Here is a 17,004-nt window from a genome sequence, read left to right on the forward strand (position 1 = left end):
ATCCCGTCCACACTCATATAAACTACGCAGGTTTTTATACTCATGAGAAAAGAATGACTGCTCCGAATATTGGATTTATCAGCCTGGGCTGTCCGAAAGCGCTGGTCGACAGCGAGCGGATTCTGACCAAGCTGCGATCCGAAGGCTATACCATTTCGCCCACTTATAAAGAGGCCGACCTGGTCGTCGTTAATACCTGCGGCTTTATCGATGCCGCAGTCGAGGAATCGCTGGACAGCATCGGCGAAGCGATCGCCCAGAACGGCCGGGTGATCGTGACCGGCTGCCTCGGCGCCCGGGAAAGCGAAATCCGCGCCAGGCACCCTGAAGTCCTGAAAGTAACCGGCGCGCATGCGCTGGAAGAAGTGATCGCCTCGGTGCACGAATATCTGCCGCCGCCGCACGATCCGTTCACCAGCCTGGTCCCACCGCAAGGCATCAAACTGACGCCGCGGCACTATGCCTATCTAAAGATTTCGGAAGGCTGCAACCACCGCTGCACCTTCTGCATCATTCCTTCGATGCGCGGCGATCTGGTCAGCCGGCCGGTCGACGAAGTGCTGCGCGAAGCCGAACGCCTAGCTTTGGCGGGGGTCAAAGAGTTACTGATCGTTTCGCAGGACACCAGCGCCTACGGCCTGGATCTGAAATATCAGCCGTTCGACTGGAAAGGCCGGCAGGTACGCACCCGTTTCTACGAGCTGGCCGAAGCGCTCGGCGAACTGGGCATCTGGATCCGGATGCATTATGTCTATCCTTATCCGCATGTCGACGAAGTGATCCCGCTGATGGCCGAAGGCAAAATCCTGCCCTACCTGGACATTCCGTTCCAGCATGCGAACAGCCGGATTCTGAAACTGATGAAGCGCCCGGCGGCCACTCAGAACAATCTGGAACGGATCAAGGCCTGGCGCGAAATCTGCCCGGACATCACCCTGCGCAGCACGTTTATCGTCGGCTTTCCGGGCGAAACCGAGGAAGAATTCGAGGAACTGCTGCAATTCTTAACCGACGCCCAGCTCGACCGGGTCGGCTGCTTCGCTTATTCGCCGGTCAAGGGTGCAGCCGCGAACGACCTGCCGGATGCGGTGCCGGAAGCGGTCAAGGAAGAACGCCTGGCGCGATTCATGGCGCATCAGGCCGAGATCAGCGCCGCCCGCCTGCAGCAGCGGATCGGGCGGGTGGAAACCGTACTGGTCGACGAAGTGGTCGAAGAAGGCGCGGTCGCCCGCAGCCAGGCGGACGCACCGGAAATCGACGGCCAGGTCTACATCGACGGCGCCGCGCATCTCAAAGTCGGCGATCTGGTACAGGTCGAACTTGAGGAAGCCGACGATTACGATTTATGGGGCCGGCTGATATGAAGTAATCCGCCTGACACCAGGCGGACTCAGTACTCGAAAAAGCGCAGAGACGGCAGACTCTCCTTTCCTGCTCACAGAGGATCGGCCGGTTGCCGTCTTCGCCGCCCACGATAAATTCGGGGAAATTTAATGCTTTTTGCTTATTAAGGAACTAATCAATTAATTAATAAATTTTATGCGGGGACCGATTTATGTCTGCTCAAGCCGTTTCTTCTTCACAAGATTATTCAGCATCGACCAGGATGACCGTATCCTTCCGGCTAATCCTGGCGCTCTATCTGATCATTCCACTCTGCGTACTGCTCCAGTTATTCGACGGCTGGTTCTGGCATAATTTTCTGAAAGAAAATCTGCCCAGCAATACCGGACATTTTCTGCTGTATCAGATTTTATTCGGCACCCCGCATATCCTCGCCAGCGCGATTTTATTATGCAGCCACGGTGATTATTTCAAACTTTACAAGCCGCGCCTCTTCCGGATGACGCTCGCGCTAGCGGTCGTCTTCGGCATCGGCAGCCTCTACCTGCCTTACTACGCGCTTTACGTCGGTGTCGCGGCCTGGACGGTGCTGCATGTACTGAAGCAGCAGCACGGACTGGCGCGGGGGGTGTGCAGGCTGCCTTCGCCGCACTTCTATCTCCTGCTCGGTTTGAGTGTCGCCGCGGGCCTCCTGATTTATATCGGTATTTTTTTGAATGCGCGACTGACGCCGGAGCAGACCGGCTGGATCACGCTGGCCGCCGGCAACCTCTGCGTGCTGCTCGCGCTCGGCACACTGTATAGCCAGCGTTTTGTCGCTTCCGCCTTCGGCAAGTGGTTTTTATGGTCGAATACCTTGCTGGTCCTGAGCAGTTATTACCTGTTCGTCCAGCAATATTATTTCCTGGCAATCCTCGGCCCCCGACTGGTACACGATACGACCGCTTACTTCTTTTATGTAACACACGACTACAACCGCCACCATAAACAGCCGCAGAACTGGCTCTACCGCCAAGCCAAAAGCTGGCATGTACACTGCTTTGTCGTCCTGCCCGCACTCTCGTTCGGACTTGCCTTCGTACTGCAGACCTACGGCGACCAGCTGATCAACCTGATCACCAATTACTGGTTCGGCGTCGAGATTCGCAAGGCCGTTACCTTGGGACTGCTCGGCTATTTCGGATTGATGCACTATTACACCGAATCGTTCACCTGGAAACAGGATTCGCCTTACCGGCGTTATATCTCGTTCAGCAAGTGAATGCTTGGCTTTTCGCCATCCCGGAGAAACCTGCCGGGCTTTAAAAACCTGGCAGGTCTTTCGCGGCTTACTCGATCAGCGAAAAGCCGACTTTGATCGTGACCTGCCAGTGCGCAATTTTGCCGTTTTCGATATGCCCGCGCGTTTCAACCACCTCGAACCAGCGCATGTTCTGGACCGTTTGCGAAGCGCGGGCAATCGCATTTTCGATCGCATCCTGCAGGCCGACCGTCGATGACCCGGTCAATTCGATTTTTTTATAAACATGGTCGCTCATGGGGATACTCCTGTCTGGGAATAATAACTATCGAGAGTCTGCAGACGCTCGGGAGTTCCGACATCCATCCAGAACCCGTCATATTTCTGCCCCGACACCCGCTGCCGGGAAATCGCCCGGCGCAACAGCGGACCGAGCTTGCTGACGCCCGGCGGCACCTGCTCGAACAAAGCCGGATGGTAAACGCCGATTCCGCTGAAGGTAAACGGTTCCTCACCGTCTTCTACGACCCTACGCTGCCCGTCCAGCCCGAAGTCGCCCTTGGGATGATGCGCGGGGTTATCGACCAGAATCAAATGCGCCAGATCCACCGGCACAGCATGCAGCATGGCGAACGGAAAATCGGTCGCAATGTCGCCGTTCACGACCAGGAACGGTTCATCCCCCAGCAGCGGCAATGCATTGACGATGCCTCCGGCGGTTTCGAGCGCCTGCTCGCCTTCGGGAGAATAGCGGATGCGCGCGCCGTAACGTTCCCCATCGCCAAGCGCCGTTTCGAGCTGTCTGCCGAGATGCGCGTGATTGATTACGATCTCGGTAAATCCGGCCTCGACCAATCGGCCGAGCGTATGTTCGATCAGGGCTTTTCCGGCCACTTTCAAGAGCGGCTTCGGCGTGTGGTCGGTCAGAGGGCGCATGCGTTCGCCCCGGCCTGCGGCCAGAATCATCGCCTTCATGCGGCCGTCTCCTGCAAAGGCAAAACCTGCGTCCGCAAAAAATCTCCGAATTCGGCAAATTCCGGATAGGCATCGGCCTGCGTCAATACATAATTCAGCGTCCGCGGGATATCTCTCAAATAGCCCGGCTTACCGTCGCGCAGGTTCAAGCGCGCAAAGATCCCAACCGCTTTCAAATGGCGCTGCATGCCCATCCAGTCGAACCAGCGCCTGAACTGCCCAAGGCTGCAATCGATCAGCCGGGCATCGAGCAAGCGCCGGTAGTAGCCGCTCATCCAGTCGTCGACCCGTCTCTCGGGCCAGGCTACGTAGCAATCCCTGAGCAGCGACACCAGGTCGTAAGTGACCGGCCCGACCACCGCATCCTGAAAGTCCAGTACGCCGGGCGAATCCGCCTCCAGTATCATCAGATTGCGCGAATGGTAATCGCGGTGCACGCAGATGCGCGGCTGTTCCAGCGCCGAGGCGATCAGCTTCTCGTGCAGGGATTCGCGCACTTTTGCCGGCATCTCGACATCGAGCCACTGCCCCAGAAACCACTCGTCGAAGATGCCCAGCTCGCGGGTCAGCAGCGCGCGATCGTAAACCGGCAGGCCGCAGGCCGAAATTGACGTTCCCGTCTGCAGCCGGAACAGAGCGTCCAGCGCCTCCCGGTACAGCCATTCGGCGTTCTCCGGACTTATCCGGCTCAGAAAATCGCTGCTCCCAAAATCTTCGAGCAGCAGAAAACCGTCTTCCGGATTTTGTGCGAAGATTTCCGGTACATAGACGCCGGCTTCTTTGAGCAGACGGTTGACTTTGACGAATGCCGCCACGTTTTCTTTCTCGGGCGGCGCATCCATCACGACGAACCGGCCTTCCGGTCCTTCGACTCTGAAGTAGCGCCGGAAGCTGGCATCGCTGGAGGCCGGTTCGCAACTGGCTATCGTCATCAAAAGATCATGCCGAAGCCAGTCGAGCAGGGCGATGATTCGCAAATCTTCAATCATGAGGGGCAGATTAGATTAGTTTATTATGGTCAGATAAATTAAGGTAAAATGGCATTCGGCATTTTAGTCTATTTACAAACCGTCCCGCTACTGATCTCCCAATACCGCATGCATTTTTGCTTCATCCTGTTTTTTTTCGCATTCCTGCTGACGCCGGGGTTTGCGGATGATGCCGCCTGGAATTGCCATCAGGACAAAAACAGTAATGAATGGGTTTGTACCGGCGAAAAAGCTCCTCCCGCTGCCATTCCGGAAGAGAAAGACGAACCGTTAGCGCAGCAACCCGCAAGCTCAACGCCCGCAGCCCAACCTGCGGTGAAAGAAACTGCGGTCAGCGAACCGGCGCCTGCCCCGGTTCCGGTTCCGGTTCCGCAAACGATCACCGAAGCCAAGTCTCAGCCTGAAGCAGTCGCCGAAAAAAAGATTCCGGTCAAATCGACGGTGCGCAAGGCCATCCCCGTCAAGAAAAACCTGCAGCAGGAAGATACCCGGCAGGCCGGCTGGCATTGCAAAACCGCCGAAGGCGGCCAGGACTGGAATTGCAACCTGACCGGACCCGACCCGAAGGGGCAGCCGCATGTCGTGAGCACCGAAACCACCGGATTCAGTGTGCTGGGCCCTGCGTTCGACGCCAAGCAGGAACAGATTTTTGCCAACCTGAGATCAAACCTGAAATACGATCCTTGGGCTCATTGCAGCATCGAGCCGGGGGCGGCGCCGGTATTTACGCCGCGCAGCCATTTACGCGACGTATCGCCGCTGGATGTCAATGCCGATTACGGCGAAGTCTTCGAAAACGAAATCAGCAGTTACCGGGGCAACGTCGAAATTACCCGCGCCGACCAGCATTCGTTTTCGAATACCGCACAATACGACACCGTATCGCAAACGCTCGATCTGCAGGGCGAGGTGTACTACAGCGAGGACAACCTGTCGATTTACAGCAACTCCGCCAGCCTGAAACTGGCACAAGACCAGGCGACGCTGCGGAATGTGCAGTTCATCAATCCGTCCGCGCCGCTCAGAGGCCGCGCCTCGGCGGCATACCGGGAAAGCAAGGTGCTGTCCCGCTATAAAGATGTCGCTTATACAACTTGCCCGCCCGGAAATACGGACTGGGTGCTGCATGCTTCCGACCTGAAACTGAACGACGCGACCGGCAAGGGCGCCGTCAAGAATGCCTGGCTCGAATTCAAGGGAACGCCGGTTTTCTATTCACCTTACTTGTCGTTTCCTGTCGACAACAGACGTTTATCGGGTTTTCTTGCGCCCACTTTCGGCAGTACCCAGCTCAGCGGCTTTCATTTCTCGGCCCCTTATTACTGGAATATCGCGCCTAATTATGATGCCACTCTCAGACCCCGCTATTTCACGAAGCGCGGCATCATGCTGGCGGGCGATTTCAGGCTTCTGACCCCCTACTCGAACAGCAAACTGGGACTGGAGTTTTTACCAAACGACGAACTTCGCGATACCTCGCGTTTTCTCGGATCACTCAAGAATACCAGCCATTTCGGCCCGTATGTCAGTTCGAACATGGACCTGAATTATGTTTCGGACAAAGAATATTTCGGCGAACTCGGTAACGCGCTCAGCTTCCCTAATTTCAGTCATATCAGAAGCATTGCCGATCTGGGTTACCGCAACCCGGACATGGGCGTCTCTCTGGTGGGCCGCGTCGAAAACTATCAGACGATCGATAAAACTTTGACCGGTTACAACCGTCCCTATCGGCGTCTGCCCGAGATCGATCTGAACCTTGATCATACCTTCAACTTCATGCCGCTGACTGCCAACCTGGACAGCGAATATGTTAACTTTAGCCATGATGATCTGGTCAACGCCCAGCGCGTCAATGTCAAGCCGTCGGTCAGCGCGCCGCTGCAAGCCGAATGGGGTTTTTTGATGCCCAAGGTTTCGATACAGCATACCGATTATCAGCTCTCTGAAAAAAACTTTGTTCCTCCACCTAATGTCGTGCCGGCGAGTTGGCCAAATACGGTTACACGCACTTTACCGATCTTTTCTTTAGACAGCGGGTTAACCTTCGAGAGGGAACTGGGCAAGGCCGGCTCGTCCATGAAGCATACGCTTGAACCCCGGCTTTTTTATTTATATATTCCGAAAAAAGATCAAAATAACATTCCTTTATTCGATACGTCTCTCTACGATGTATGGTTCAGCAATCTGTTCAGGGAGAACCGCTTCAGCGGTACCGATCGGATACAGGACGCGAATCAGATTACGGCGGCGCTGACAACCCGGTTGATCGATTCAGAAACCGGCCTGGAAAAAATGAAATTGAATATCGGCCAGATCATTTACTTCCAAGACCGCGAAGTCACCGCACCGCTCAGGATCCGGAATCTGCCCGATTTCGTGACAGTTCCGGAACAAGGATTCCAAATGCCGATCGAAACTGACGGCGTGTCGCCGCTGATCGCCGAACTCAGCAGCCAATTCTCGGATCATTGGTCCGGAGAAACGGGCATTCAATGGAACCCGGAGAACAATGACATCGTCAGAGGCAAGGCGATTCTGCATTTTGTGAACGAAGCCGAGAAAATTCTGAACCTCGGCTTCCATTATCGACGAACTGACCTGGTAGAACGAACCTTGCTTGCGAACAGCTCCATTTGGGGCCCTTCCGTACAAGCTTATAATGCAGCACTCCCTTCCGGGGTGCCTTCCTATAATCCGCTAACGGATCCTAACGTACTGCACAGTACGGACCTGGTGCAGAGCGACATCAGTTTTCGCTGGCCGTTGTTCAATAATTGGTATGCCGTCGGCCGGTGGCAATATTCCTGGCTTTATAATAAAACACAGGAAACCTTTTTGGGCGTCGAGAAGGAAAACTGCTGCTGGCGTTTTCGTCTGATCGGTCGCCGTTATACTAATAACATCAATACGGTCAACAGCGCGGTTCAACAGCTCGCCGAAGGCACCAGTCAAACAGGTCTTTTTTTCCAGATAGAACTCAAGGGATTGACCGGCCTAGGGGAAAGTCTTGACCAATTCTTTGAACAAAGTATTTTCGGTTATCAAAAACCGACCCAATAATCGCAGCCGTGATGAAACAGTTTTTTATTGCGTTTTTTCTGCTCCACCTTCTGATAGTCACCGGCACAGCCCGCGCCGAAATACTCGACACGATCGTCGCAATCGTCGAGGATGACGTAGTATTGGAGCGTGAACTGGAAAAGGAGTCCTATATAATCGCAGAGCGGATGCGTTCATCGAATGTCGCGATGCCGTCTGCGTCGACCTTGCGACATCAGGTGCTGGAAAAATTGATCATCGACAAACTCCAGAGGCAACTGGCTGAAAAAGCCGGCATTACAGTCAGCGATGAAATGCTGGACAGCTCGGTTACCGAGATCGCGCGCAACAACAACATGAGCCCCGAGGAGTTCCGAAACGAACTGATCAACCAAGGCATGGCCTATAAAAGCTTCCTGGACAATGTGCGCAACGAAATCATGATCAATCAGTTGCGCGCTCGCGAAATCGGCGCGCGAATCAAGGTCACCGACCGGGAAATCGAGCACTACCTCGACACCCAGGGCAAAATCGGCGCCGAGTCGGTGCAATACCGCTTGGGACATATTCTGGTTGCAGTGAAAGAAGGCGCATCCGCTACCGAAATCCAGGCGGCCCAAAGCAAGGCTTCCGACCTTGTCGCGAAGTTGCGCCGAGGCCAGGATTTTACCCATACGGCGGTCAGCAATTCGGACGACGATAATGCGTTATCCGGCGGCGATCTCGGCTGGCGCAACCTGAACGAAATTCCGACCCTTTTTGCGGATGCTGCGCAAAAAATGTCCATCGGCGAGGTTTCCGATCCGATACGCAGCCCGAGCGGCTTTCATATCATCAAGCTGATCGACTCGAAAGGAACCGATAACCACACGGTCACCAAAACCGAAGTCCGGCATATCCTGATCAAAACCAACGAATTAATCGACGATAACGAAGCGAAAAAACGCCTCTTGGCGCTAAAGACCCGCATCACCGATGGCGACGATTTCGCCGCGCTCGCGCGTGCGCATTCGGACGATAAAGGCTCTGCCCTGAAAGGCGGCTCTTTGGGCAAAGTCAATCCCGGCGATTTGGTCAAGGAGTTCGAGGAAGCCATGAACCGGCTTGCTGTCAAAGAAATCAGCGACCCCGTTCAAACCCAATTCGGCTGGCATTTGATTCAGGTGCTGGATCGCGAGACGAAAGATAATAGCGAAGAGCACCAGAAAAATCTGGCTCGCGAAGCGATACGCAAACGGAAAATCGAAGAAGAAACCGAACTCTGGATTCGCCGAATTCGAGATGAAGCCTATGTCGAAATCTACGAAGACAGGCTCTAACCGAGAACAGGCACCGTGTTGGCTGCCATGATCATGCCGATAACGACTTGTACCTTTCACGCGACCGCTACTATTCCAGGATGAACGATACCCCCAAAACCGGCCTGCCTGCAGGATTGAATAGACAATTACAGCAGATTATCACCCTCGAAGATCTCGAAGTTCAGCGCGCCCATTTGAAGAAGCTCTGCGAGGCCGGCAGCGGAGTCGATTTTCTGGATTGCGCCGCTGCCCTGCTGTTTCTGCTGCACCCCCCGGCAAGCCTTCCGGATAAGGCCAATGATGCGCTCCAGCCCCAGCGGATTCAGGCTCCGCGGCAACCGATTCCGCAATATTTGAAAATGGTGCGCTATCGGCTTGATGTCGGGCGCCAGCATCAAATTACAGTGGAAGAGATCAAGAAAGTGCTGGTTGAAGAGTCAGGGGTTGATAAGAACAATATTGCCTATGTCGACATTCAGGATTTCCATACCCTGATCGAACTGCCCGATGAAATGCCGCCGGACATCTTTCAGCATCTGAAAACGGTCGAGATCAACCATCAAAAACTGGGCATTCGGCGAGTAAAAAATCGGCGTGCGAAAAAACACGGCAAACTTCGCTACGGGCGCAATCGCCAGCCGGTTGTCCGACAACAGCCTGAAGCGGCCAGCTTCTCAGGTAAAAACTGAACCCGTTGCGTGTTTATTTAGAGATTATCGGCGATTGATCGCCTCCATTTAAGGTTCGAAACGTGAAGACCACGGCCATTGAATATATTGACGCCCCCGCACAGCTTGCCGAACTCTGCACCCGTATCCATTCGGCTCCCTGGATTGCCATCGATACGGAGTTTCTGCGCGAAAAGACTTATTACCCAAAATTCTGCCTGCTGCAGATCGCCACGCCTGAGTGGGTGGCATGCATCGATCCGATCGCACTTCCCCGGCTCGATGAACTATTCGAGGCCCTGTACAATCCCGGCATCGTCAAAGTGCTGCACTCCAGCCGGCAGGATCTGGAAATATTTTATCAATTGACCGGCAAGCTGCCCTCGCCGATCTTCGATACGCAAGTCGCGGCGCCGCTGCTGGGTTATCAGGACAATCCCGGGTATGCGATGCTGGTTTCGCACCTATTGAATGTAAACCTGAACAAGGCGCATACGCGCGCCGACTGGAGCAAGCGCCCGCTCACCGAAGAGGAAATCCAATATGCGGCGGATGATGTAATTTATCTGTGCCGAATTTACCAGATCATGCGCGACAAACTGAGCGCCTTGGGCCGGCTCGATTGGCTGCAGCCGGATTTTGCCGAGCTTTCCAATCCGGCCCTTTATGAAGTGCTGCCTGGGCATGCCTGGCGGAAAATCAAGGGCAAAAACAAACTGACAGGCAAACAGCTCTCGATCATTCAGGCGCTTGCAGAATGGCGCGAAAGCACCGCTCAAAACGAAAACCGCCCCAAAGGCTGGCTGCTCCGCGACGAACTGCTGTTCGACATCGCCAAACTGCAACCGGAAACGGTAGCCGATCTGGCAAAAATCCGCGGCATCAACGAACGCACAGTCAGCCGTTACGGCACGGTTTTATGCAAAATCATCGGCGAGGCCAAAAACCGTCCGCCCATCCCTCTGCATGAAGACGGGCGCCCGCTGAAAAAAACCCAGCAGCAGGAAGCCATCGTTGACCTGTTAACGGCGATCGTCCGGATCCGGGCCGAGGAAAACGCCTTGAATCCGAATATTCTCGCCACACGGAAGGATTTGGAATCCTTACTTTTCAACAATGACGACGGTGAGTGCCTGCTGCTGCACGGATGGCGTTACAGCATGGCCGGCAAGGAGCTGCTCGGCATATTAAGAGGTGAATTGCTGCTGGGGATTAAAGAGGATAAATTGGAGATTATTGCCAGATAAGCGCTTCGCAGCACAAAGGCCGGGCACCAAAAAATGTCGAGGGACAGCTCGCGTTGTAAGCCTTAAAAACCGCGACGCCATCGGCATTCCGGGGAAATGAACGGCACCCGGAAAACGGCAAATCCCTCTTTTTCCGGGATTAGACAATAACGGACGTTTACATCAACTCATTAAGCAGAACTTGCGCCAATTTTTTTTGTTCGGCGCTGCCTTTTTCCAACACTTCCGACACAATATCCCGGGCCGACTCATTGTCTCCCATATCTCGGTAGGCTCTGGCCAGATCCAGTTTGGTTTCCAGTTCGTCCATATCGGTCAGATCGGCTACGCCAGTCATTTCAAGCGGGTCGTCTTCTGCCTCGTCATTTCCGAGCGTAGAGAAATCGAAATCGAAATTGAAATCGTCGCCTAAGGCGATCTCCGGCTTGTCATCGTCGGCTTCTTTCGTCAGATTGAACTGGTCTTCGATAGCGAGTGCGAGTATTTCATCGTCTTGCTTATTTTTTTCAGCGGCGCTAAATCCCGTATCGAAATCGAGAGGCTCGAAATCAAACTCCTTGTCAGCCGCCGGGGAGAATTGCAGATCCGCCGAATCAGCTTGACTTTCCTGAACTTCCGACTCGCCTGCAAGGCCGGGAAGTTTATCCAAATCGAAGTCGATGCTTTCATTATTCCGCGGCTCATCCTGCTCAGCCGTTTCGTCGAAGGAAAAACCTTCGAGGTCGAAATCCGCAAAATCCTGGTCGACAACAGGAGCGGAAGCTTGCGGCGATTCGCTAATTTTCGTAAAGGACGCATCGAATTCAGAGGTATCGAACGCTGCCGGTTCGAAATCAGCGTCGAACGGCATGTCGAAATCGTCTTGCCCAGGCACATCCTGCTTGGCAAGGCTGACCGCCTCCGTCTTGCCGGTAACGGAACCGTCTGTATTGGAGGCGGGAGCCGACTGCAAAGCAAATAGGGCCGAATCAGGGCAGATTTCACGTCCCATTTCGGCCGCTTTTCCCCAGAAAACATTGTCCTGACCCTTACCGGCCGCGGATAATTCTTTTGCAAACGCTTCGAAACCCGACTTATTTTCAGCAGCGTAATAAATTTCCAGCAACTTCAGTTTGCATTCATCGCGATCGGGATAGTTCGTAACCGCGTTGCGCATCAGCTCTTCTGCCTGTTGATAACGCCCATAGGCCAGATAAACGTCAGCCTCGGAAATAGGATCGATTTCGCCTTGATCGCTATCGAAAGCATCAAAATCGCTCGGCGTGAACTCGCTCAGGAAAGAACTCTCGCCGACCGGATTGACATCGTAGGCGGTACTCTCATTCAATGCCGGCACAGAAAAAGTGGAGTCGCTCTCGGGCGCTTTATAAATTATCGAAGGCGAAAACATGCTTTCGGTGTTGAGCGAAGCTTCGCCTGCCATTTTACGCCGCCGCCACCAAAAAAGTCCCAGCAGCGCCGCAATGCCGGCGCCGCCAATCCCTATCAGATCCAACGGCAGAGGTTCTTCCACCGGTTCAGGCGCCGGAGCGGAACGAGGAACCGGCTTTTTAACGGCAGCGGGTTCCGGCGGATGCGGCGGCAGCGCCGGCTGTTCCTGAACAATCGCCGGTGTTGTCGGCTTCACCGGCTGTTCGTCGGCGACGTTCGGCTGCACAGCGGCTATCGGCGGCGCCGGTTGGGCAGGCTGGACGGACGCTGCCGCCTGTTCTGCCGGCAACGGCTGGGCTGGCGCAGCCGATGCTTTAGAGGCCTGTTGCACCTGGTCTTGCAACGCGGCTAACTGCTGTTCCTTGATCGCTAATATGGCCTGCATTTTTGCCAGTTGCTGTTCCAGCGCGGCCATTCTTTCCTGCATTTCCCCGTTTGCCTTGTCGCCGGCAGTTCCCGCCTCTGCTTTATCCGCTTCGGACTTAACCGCATTCTGTTCCTGGCCCGGGGTAATGACCGCTTTCTCCGCAACATTCGCTTCCGCAGGCGCCGCCAAAGTCAACTGGTTATCGATCGGTTTTTCGGCAGGCGTTTCCTGTTTCCGAACCGCTTTCGCCACCTCGGAAGATACAGGCTGTGACCGGTTCTTCCAGGCTTCCCGCTGGCGATTGTATTCGGCCAGCGCTTCTTGGTGCGACAATTTGACGACCGCCTCGCGCTCCGGAATTTTGAGCTTCACCTTTGCCAGCAAGGCATTCACGTTGTCTTTATAGAATGCCTGCGGATTGGCCTGATAGATCGCGATCATCATTTGCTCGACTGAAACCTTGTACGGCCTGCTCGCTTTCTCGGCAATGGTCCACAGCGTATCGTTCTGCCGGGTCGGCCCGTAGACGCCTTTGACGATGTCGTCCTTAGGCACTCGGCGCACCGGGTTCGGCGCCATCGCGGCCGAATCCGGAATCACAGGACGCGGTTCCGGAGCGTAGGAGGGAGTTACCGGGGCGGTCGGAGCCGGAATGATTGGCGCACTCGCGATCGTTTCGGGAACCCGAGTAACAGGAACAACAGGCTGCACATAGGCGGCCGGCGGGTCGACCATCAGCGAGAACTGGCGATAAGAAGTGCCTTTCGGCCAGGTAACCTGCAGCAATAAGTCTAAAATCGGCTCTTTCAACGCTTCGCGCGACCTGACCTTGATCACTGCCGAGCCGTCGGGCCGGACTGCCGGTTCAAAACTGATGTTCGAGAGGAAATAAGACCAAGGTACGCCGCGTTCGTCGAATTTATCGGGAGGCGCAAGGCTGACCTTCACATCGGAAATCCTCTCGCCCGCCGACAGCATCAAGGAAATCTCGGCATCCAGATTTTGATTGAGGGCCGAATGCAATTTTATTTCCCCTACGCCTAGAGGATAGGCGCTCGCCGGGGCCAATAACGACAATACCGCTAAAGTCCTGGTCAAATTGCTGACGTTACTCTCTTTCACAATGCTTACCTCGGTCTACGCCGCGAACAGTTGAAACACTCTGTTAAAGCTTAGACTAGATGTAATTTTTTACCAGCACCTCGGCGATTTGGACACTGTTCAAAGCCGCGCCCTTGCGGACGTTGTCGCCCACCACCCACAAGTCAAGCCCCAGCGGATGGGAGATATCTTCGCGAATCCGGCCGACAAAAACTTCATCGTGCCCCGAAGACTCGGTCACTGCGGTCGGCCAGCCGCCGTTTTTTCGTTCATCCACAACCTTTACGCCGGGCGCATGTTCAAGTAAATCTCTAACTTTTTCAATGCTGATCTTTTGCCGTGTCTCGATATGGACCGCTTCGGAATGCCCATAAAAAACCGGCACCCGAACCGCGGTCGCATTGACCTTGACGGAAGCGTCGCCGAGGATTTTCTGGGTTTCCCAAACCATCTTCATTTCTTCTTTGGTATAGCCGTTATCCAGAAATACGTCGATCTGCGGCAATACATTGAAGGCGATCTGCTTCGGATAAACCTTGCTTTCGATCGGCTGGCCGTTCAGCAGCCTCGCCGTCTGGGTCGCCACCTCGTCGATACCCTTTTTACCGGTGCCGGATACGGCCTGATAAGTACAGACATTGATCCGGTCGATGCCGACCGCATCGTAAATCGGCTTCAAAGCGACTAACATCTGGATTGTGGAACAATTCGGATTCGCGATGATGCCGCGGTTTTTATAGTCGGCGATCCTATCCGGATTGACTTCCGGAACAACCAGAGGAATATCGTCTTCATAGCGAAAATGCGAAGTATTGTCGACGACGATGCAGCCTGCCGCCGCCGCTTTCGGCGCATATTCGGCGGATACCGAACCGCCGGCAGAAAACAGGCCGATCTGTACTTTCGAAAAATCGAACGTCGCCAGATCCTCGACTTTCAACATACCGCCCTTGAACGGAATCCGTTTGCCGGCCGACTTGCTGCTGGCCAGCGCATACACTTCGCCGACCGGAAAATTGCGCTCTTCGAGAATCGACAGCATCGCTTCGCCGACCGCACCGGTCGCGCCAACCACTGCCACGTTATAAACTTTTGACATTGAACAACCCTTGGAAAACAGCCGAAGCACGGCCCATTCTGAAAAACAAACGACGGCGGATGAAGCCCCGGCCCCATCCGCCGCAGGAAAGGACTTTGGGATCAGTTCGTGAACAGCCACGGCGCGCGCTTGGCGCGTTTGGCCTCATACTCCCGGATTTTGTCCGCATGCTGCAGGGACAAAGCAATATCGTCGAGCCCGTTCAGCAAACGGTATTTGCGCGTCTCGTCGACATCGAAGCGAATCGACCGTCCGGCCGGCGTGGTGATCGTTTGCGCAGCCAGGTCGATCGTCAGGCGATAGCCGGGGACCAGCTCCTGAAACAGGCTGTCCACCTCGGCCGCCGGCAGCGCGATCGGCAAGAGACCGTTCTTGAAGCAGTTATTGTAAAAAATGTCCGCAAAGCTCGGCGCGATGATCGCACGGAAACCGAAATCTTCCAGCGCCCACGGCGCATGCTCGCGCGACGAGCCGCAGCCGAAATTTTCGCGGGTCAAAAGGATTTCCGCGCCTTGGTATTCCGGCTGGTTCAGAATGAAATGCTCGTTCAACGGCCGCGTCGAGCAGTCCATATCCGGCTCGCCGCGGTCGAGGTAACGCCATTCGTCGAACAGGTAAGGACCGAAACCGGAACGGCGAATCGATTTCAGGAATTGTTTCGGGATGATCGCATCCGTATCGATATTCGCCCGGTCAATCGGCGCAACCAATCCAGTTATTTGTGTAAACGCTCTCATTGACGTACCTCTTTTTCCCAAGTGCTCACATCGACAAAATGACCCGCGATCGCAGCCGCTGCCGCCATCTCCGGACTGACCAGATGGGTGCGCCCGCCGTAACCCTGACGACCTTCGAAATTGCGGTTCGAAGTCGACGCGCAGCGTTCGCCCGGCTCCAGCCGGTCCGCATTCATCGCCAGACACATCGAACAACCCGGATCGCGCCATTCGAAACCGGCCTCGGTGAAAATCTTGTCCAGCCCCTCCGCTTCGGCCTGTTGTTTGACCAGACCGGAGCCCGGAACAACCATTGCCAGCTTGATGCTCGATGCCACTTTTTTACCTTTCGCCACCGCGGCCGCCGCACGCAAGTCCTCGATCCGGGAATTGGTGCACGAACCGATGAAGATCTTGTCGAGCTTGATGTCGGTAATCGCTTGTCCGGGTTCCAGATCCATGTACTTCAACGCCTGGATCATGCTTTGCTTCTTGACCGCATCCGCTTCAAGCTCGGGATTCGGCACTTTGTCGTCGACCGAAACCACCAGTTCCGGGGAAGTACCCCAGGTCACCTGCGGCCGGATCGAGGCAGCGTCGATATCGATCACCTTGTCGAATTTCGCATCGGGATCCGAATGCAGGTTCTGCCACATCCGTTCCGCCATGAACCAGTCGTTGCCTTTCGGCGAATAAGGACGGTCGCGGTAATAATCGATCGTCACCTCGTCTACGCCGATCAGGCCCGCGCGTGCGCCGGCCTCGATCGCCATGTTGCAAACGGTCATCCGGCCTTCCATCGACAATGCGCGAATCGCCTCGCCGGCAAATTCGATCGTATAGCCGTTGCCGCCGGCGGTGCCGATCTTGCCGATGATGGCCAGTACGATGTCTTTTGCGGTCACGCCCGGCCCGGTCTTGCCGTTGACCCGGATCAGCATGTTTTTGGCTTTTTTCTGCACCAGGCACTGGGTCGCCAGCACGTGCTCGACCTCGGACGTGCCGATTCCGAATGCCAACGCGCCGGACGCGCCGTGCGTGGAGGTATGCGAATCACCGCAGACGATAGTCATGCCCGGCAAGGTCGCGCCCTGCTCCGGACCGATCACATGCACGATACCCTGGCGTATGTCGGCCATGTTGAACTCGGTGATTCCGAATTCGGCGCAGTTCTTTTCGAGGGTTTCGACCTGCAAACGGGAAACCGGATCGGCAATGCCCTTGTCGCGATCGGTGGTCGGGATATTGTGATCGGCGACCGCCAGGTTCCTGTCGGTGCGCCACGGCTTGCGGCCGGTCAGGCGCAGGCCTTCGAAAGCCTGCGGCGAGGTGACTTCATGCACCAGCTGGCGGTCGATATAAATCAATGAAGACCCGTCTTCCTCGGTATGGACGACATGATCTTCCCATAATTTGTCATATAAAGTTTTACCCGGCATAGCTCTTGTGTGTAGTTGGGCCGATGGGTACGGCGGAATGAATAA

13 protein-coding genes are annotated in these 17,004 nt (G+C 55.2%); 6 read left to right on the top strand and 7 right to left on the bottom strand.

Annotated elements, in window-relative coordinates; translation table 11 throughout:
* The first annotated feature begins 53 nt into the window (after positions 1-53).
* Together rimO and JJL52_RS09645 are read left to right on the top strand one after the other, a co-directional pair.
* Entirely contained in the window at positions 54-1,364 is a 1,311-nt protein-coding gene (gene rimO, locus JJL52_RS09640; protein WP_202052197.1) for a 30S ribosomal protein S12 methylthiotransferase RimO, read from the top strand.
* 191 nt (positions 1,365-1,555) lie between these two features.
* The gene (locus JJL52_RS09645) at positions 1,556-2,605 is read left to right on the top strand and encodes a hypothetical protein (RefSeq protein ID WP_202052198.1); all 1,050 of its coding nucleotides are present in this window, start codon (positions 1,556-1,558) and stop codon (positions 2,603-2,605) included.
* Between the two features lie 67 nt (positions 2,606-2,672).
* On the opposite strand, the gene JJL52_RS09650 is transcribed toward JJL52_RS09645, so the two are convergent.
* The 3 genes from JJL52_RS09650 to JJL52_RS09660 are packed head-to-tail and all read right to left on the bottom strand — an operon-like array spanning position 2,673 to position 4,548.
* Positions 2,673-2,882, bottom strand: coding sequence for a dodecin (locus JJL52_RS09650; RefSeq protein ID WP_202052199.1), 210 nt, complete (start codon positions 2,880-2,882; stop codon positions 2,673-2,675).
* Entirely contained in the window at positions 2,879-3,559 is a 681-nt protein-coding gene (gene murU / locus JJL52_RS09655) for an N-acetylmuramate alpha-1-phosphate uridylyltransferase MurU (protein WP_202052200.1), read from the bottom strand. The genes JJL52_RS09650 and murU overlap by 4 nt, the downstream gene beginning before the upstream one ends.
* Entirely contained in the window at positions 3,556-4,548 is a 993-nt protein-coding gene (locus JJL52_RS09660) for an aminoglycoside phosphotransferase family protein (protein ID WP_202052201.1), read from the bottom strand. Before JJL52_RS09660 ends, murU begins: the two co-directional genes overlap by 4 nt.
* Positions 4,549-4,596: 48 nt before the next feature.
* Between JJL52_RS09660 and JJL52_RS09665 the strand changes: the two genes are divergently transcribed.
* From JJL52_RS09665 to rnd, 4 genes are all read left to right on the top strand, one after another.
* The gene (locus tag JJL52_RS09665; RefSeq protein ID WP_202052202.1) at positions 4,597-7,611 is read left to right on the top strand and encodes an LPS-assembly protein LptD; all 3,015 of its coding nucleotides are present in this window, start codon (positions 4,597-4,599) and stop codon (positions 7,609-7,611) included.
* Positions 7,612-7,622: 11 nt separating this feature from the next.
* On the top strand, positions 7,623-8,909 hold the full coding sequence (locus JJL52_RS09670; protein ID WP_202052203.1) for a peptidylprolyl isomerase: 1,287 nt from the start codon (positions 7,623-7,625) through the stop codon (positions 8,907-8,909).
* 47 nt (positions 8,910-8,956) lie between these two features.
* Positions 8,957-9,580 (top strand): DbpA RNA binding domain-containing protein, encoded by a 624-nt coding sequence (locus JJL52_RS09675; protein ID WP_202052204.1) that lies wholly within the window; start codon positions 8,957-8,959, stop codon positions 9,578-9,580.
* A gap of 62 nt (positions 9,581-9,642) precedes the next feature.
* Positions 9,643-10,806 carry a ribonuclease D gene (gene rnd / locus JJL52_RS09680; RefSeq protein ID WP_202052205.1) on the top strand — a complete coding sequence of 388 codons (1,164 nt, stop codon included), beginning with the start codon at positions 9,643-9,645 and terminating at the stop codon, positions 10,804-10,806.
* Between the two features lie 157 nt (positions 10,807-10,963).
* Here rnd and JJL52_RS09685 read toward each other — a convergent pair whose 3' ends face one another.
* From JJL52_RS09685 to leuC, 4 genes are all read right to left on the bottom strand, one after another.
* Entirely contained in the window at positions 10,964-13,726 is a 2,763-nt protein-coding gene (locus tag JJL52_RS09685; RefSeq protein WP_336885055.1) for a motility hub landmark protein FimV, read from the bottom strand.
* Positions 13,727-13,781: 55 nt separating this feature from the next.
* On the bottom strand, positions 13,782-14,804 hold the full coding sequence (locus JJL52_RS09690) for an aspartate-semialdehyde dehydrogenase (protein WP_202052206.1): 1,023 nt from the start codon (positions 14,802-14,804) through the stop codon (positions 13,782-13,784).
* Positions 14,805-14,905: 101 nt separating this feature from the next.
* The gene (gene leuD / locus JJL52_RS09695; protein WP_202052207.1) at positions 14,906-15,541 is read right to left on the bottom strand and encodes a 3-isopropylmalate dehydratase small subunit; all 636 of its coding nucleotides are present in this window, start codon (positions 15,539-15,541) and stop codon (positions 14,906-14,908) included.
* Positions 15,538-16,959 carry a 3-isopropylmalate dehydratase large subunit gene (gene leuC / locus JJL52_RS09700; RefSeq protein WP_202052208.1) on the bottom strand — a complete coding sequence of 474 codons (1,422 nt, stop codon included), beginning with the start codon at positions 16,957-16,959 and terminating at the stop codon, positions 15,538-15,540. The genes leuD and leuC overlap by 4 nt, the downstream gene beginning before the upstream one ends.
* Between the last annotated feature and the right edge of the window lie 45 nt (positions 16,960-17,004).

Origin of the sequence: Candidatus Methylomicrobium oryzae (assembly GCF_016745425.1) — a bacterium.
Taxonomy (GTDB): Bacteria; Pseudomonadota; Gammaproteobacteria; order Methylococcales; family Methylomonadaceae; genus Methylomicrobium; species Methylomicrobium oryzae.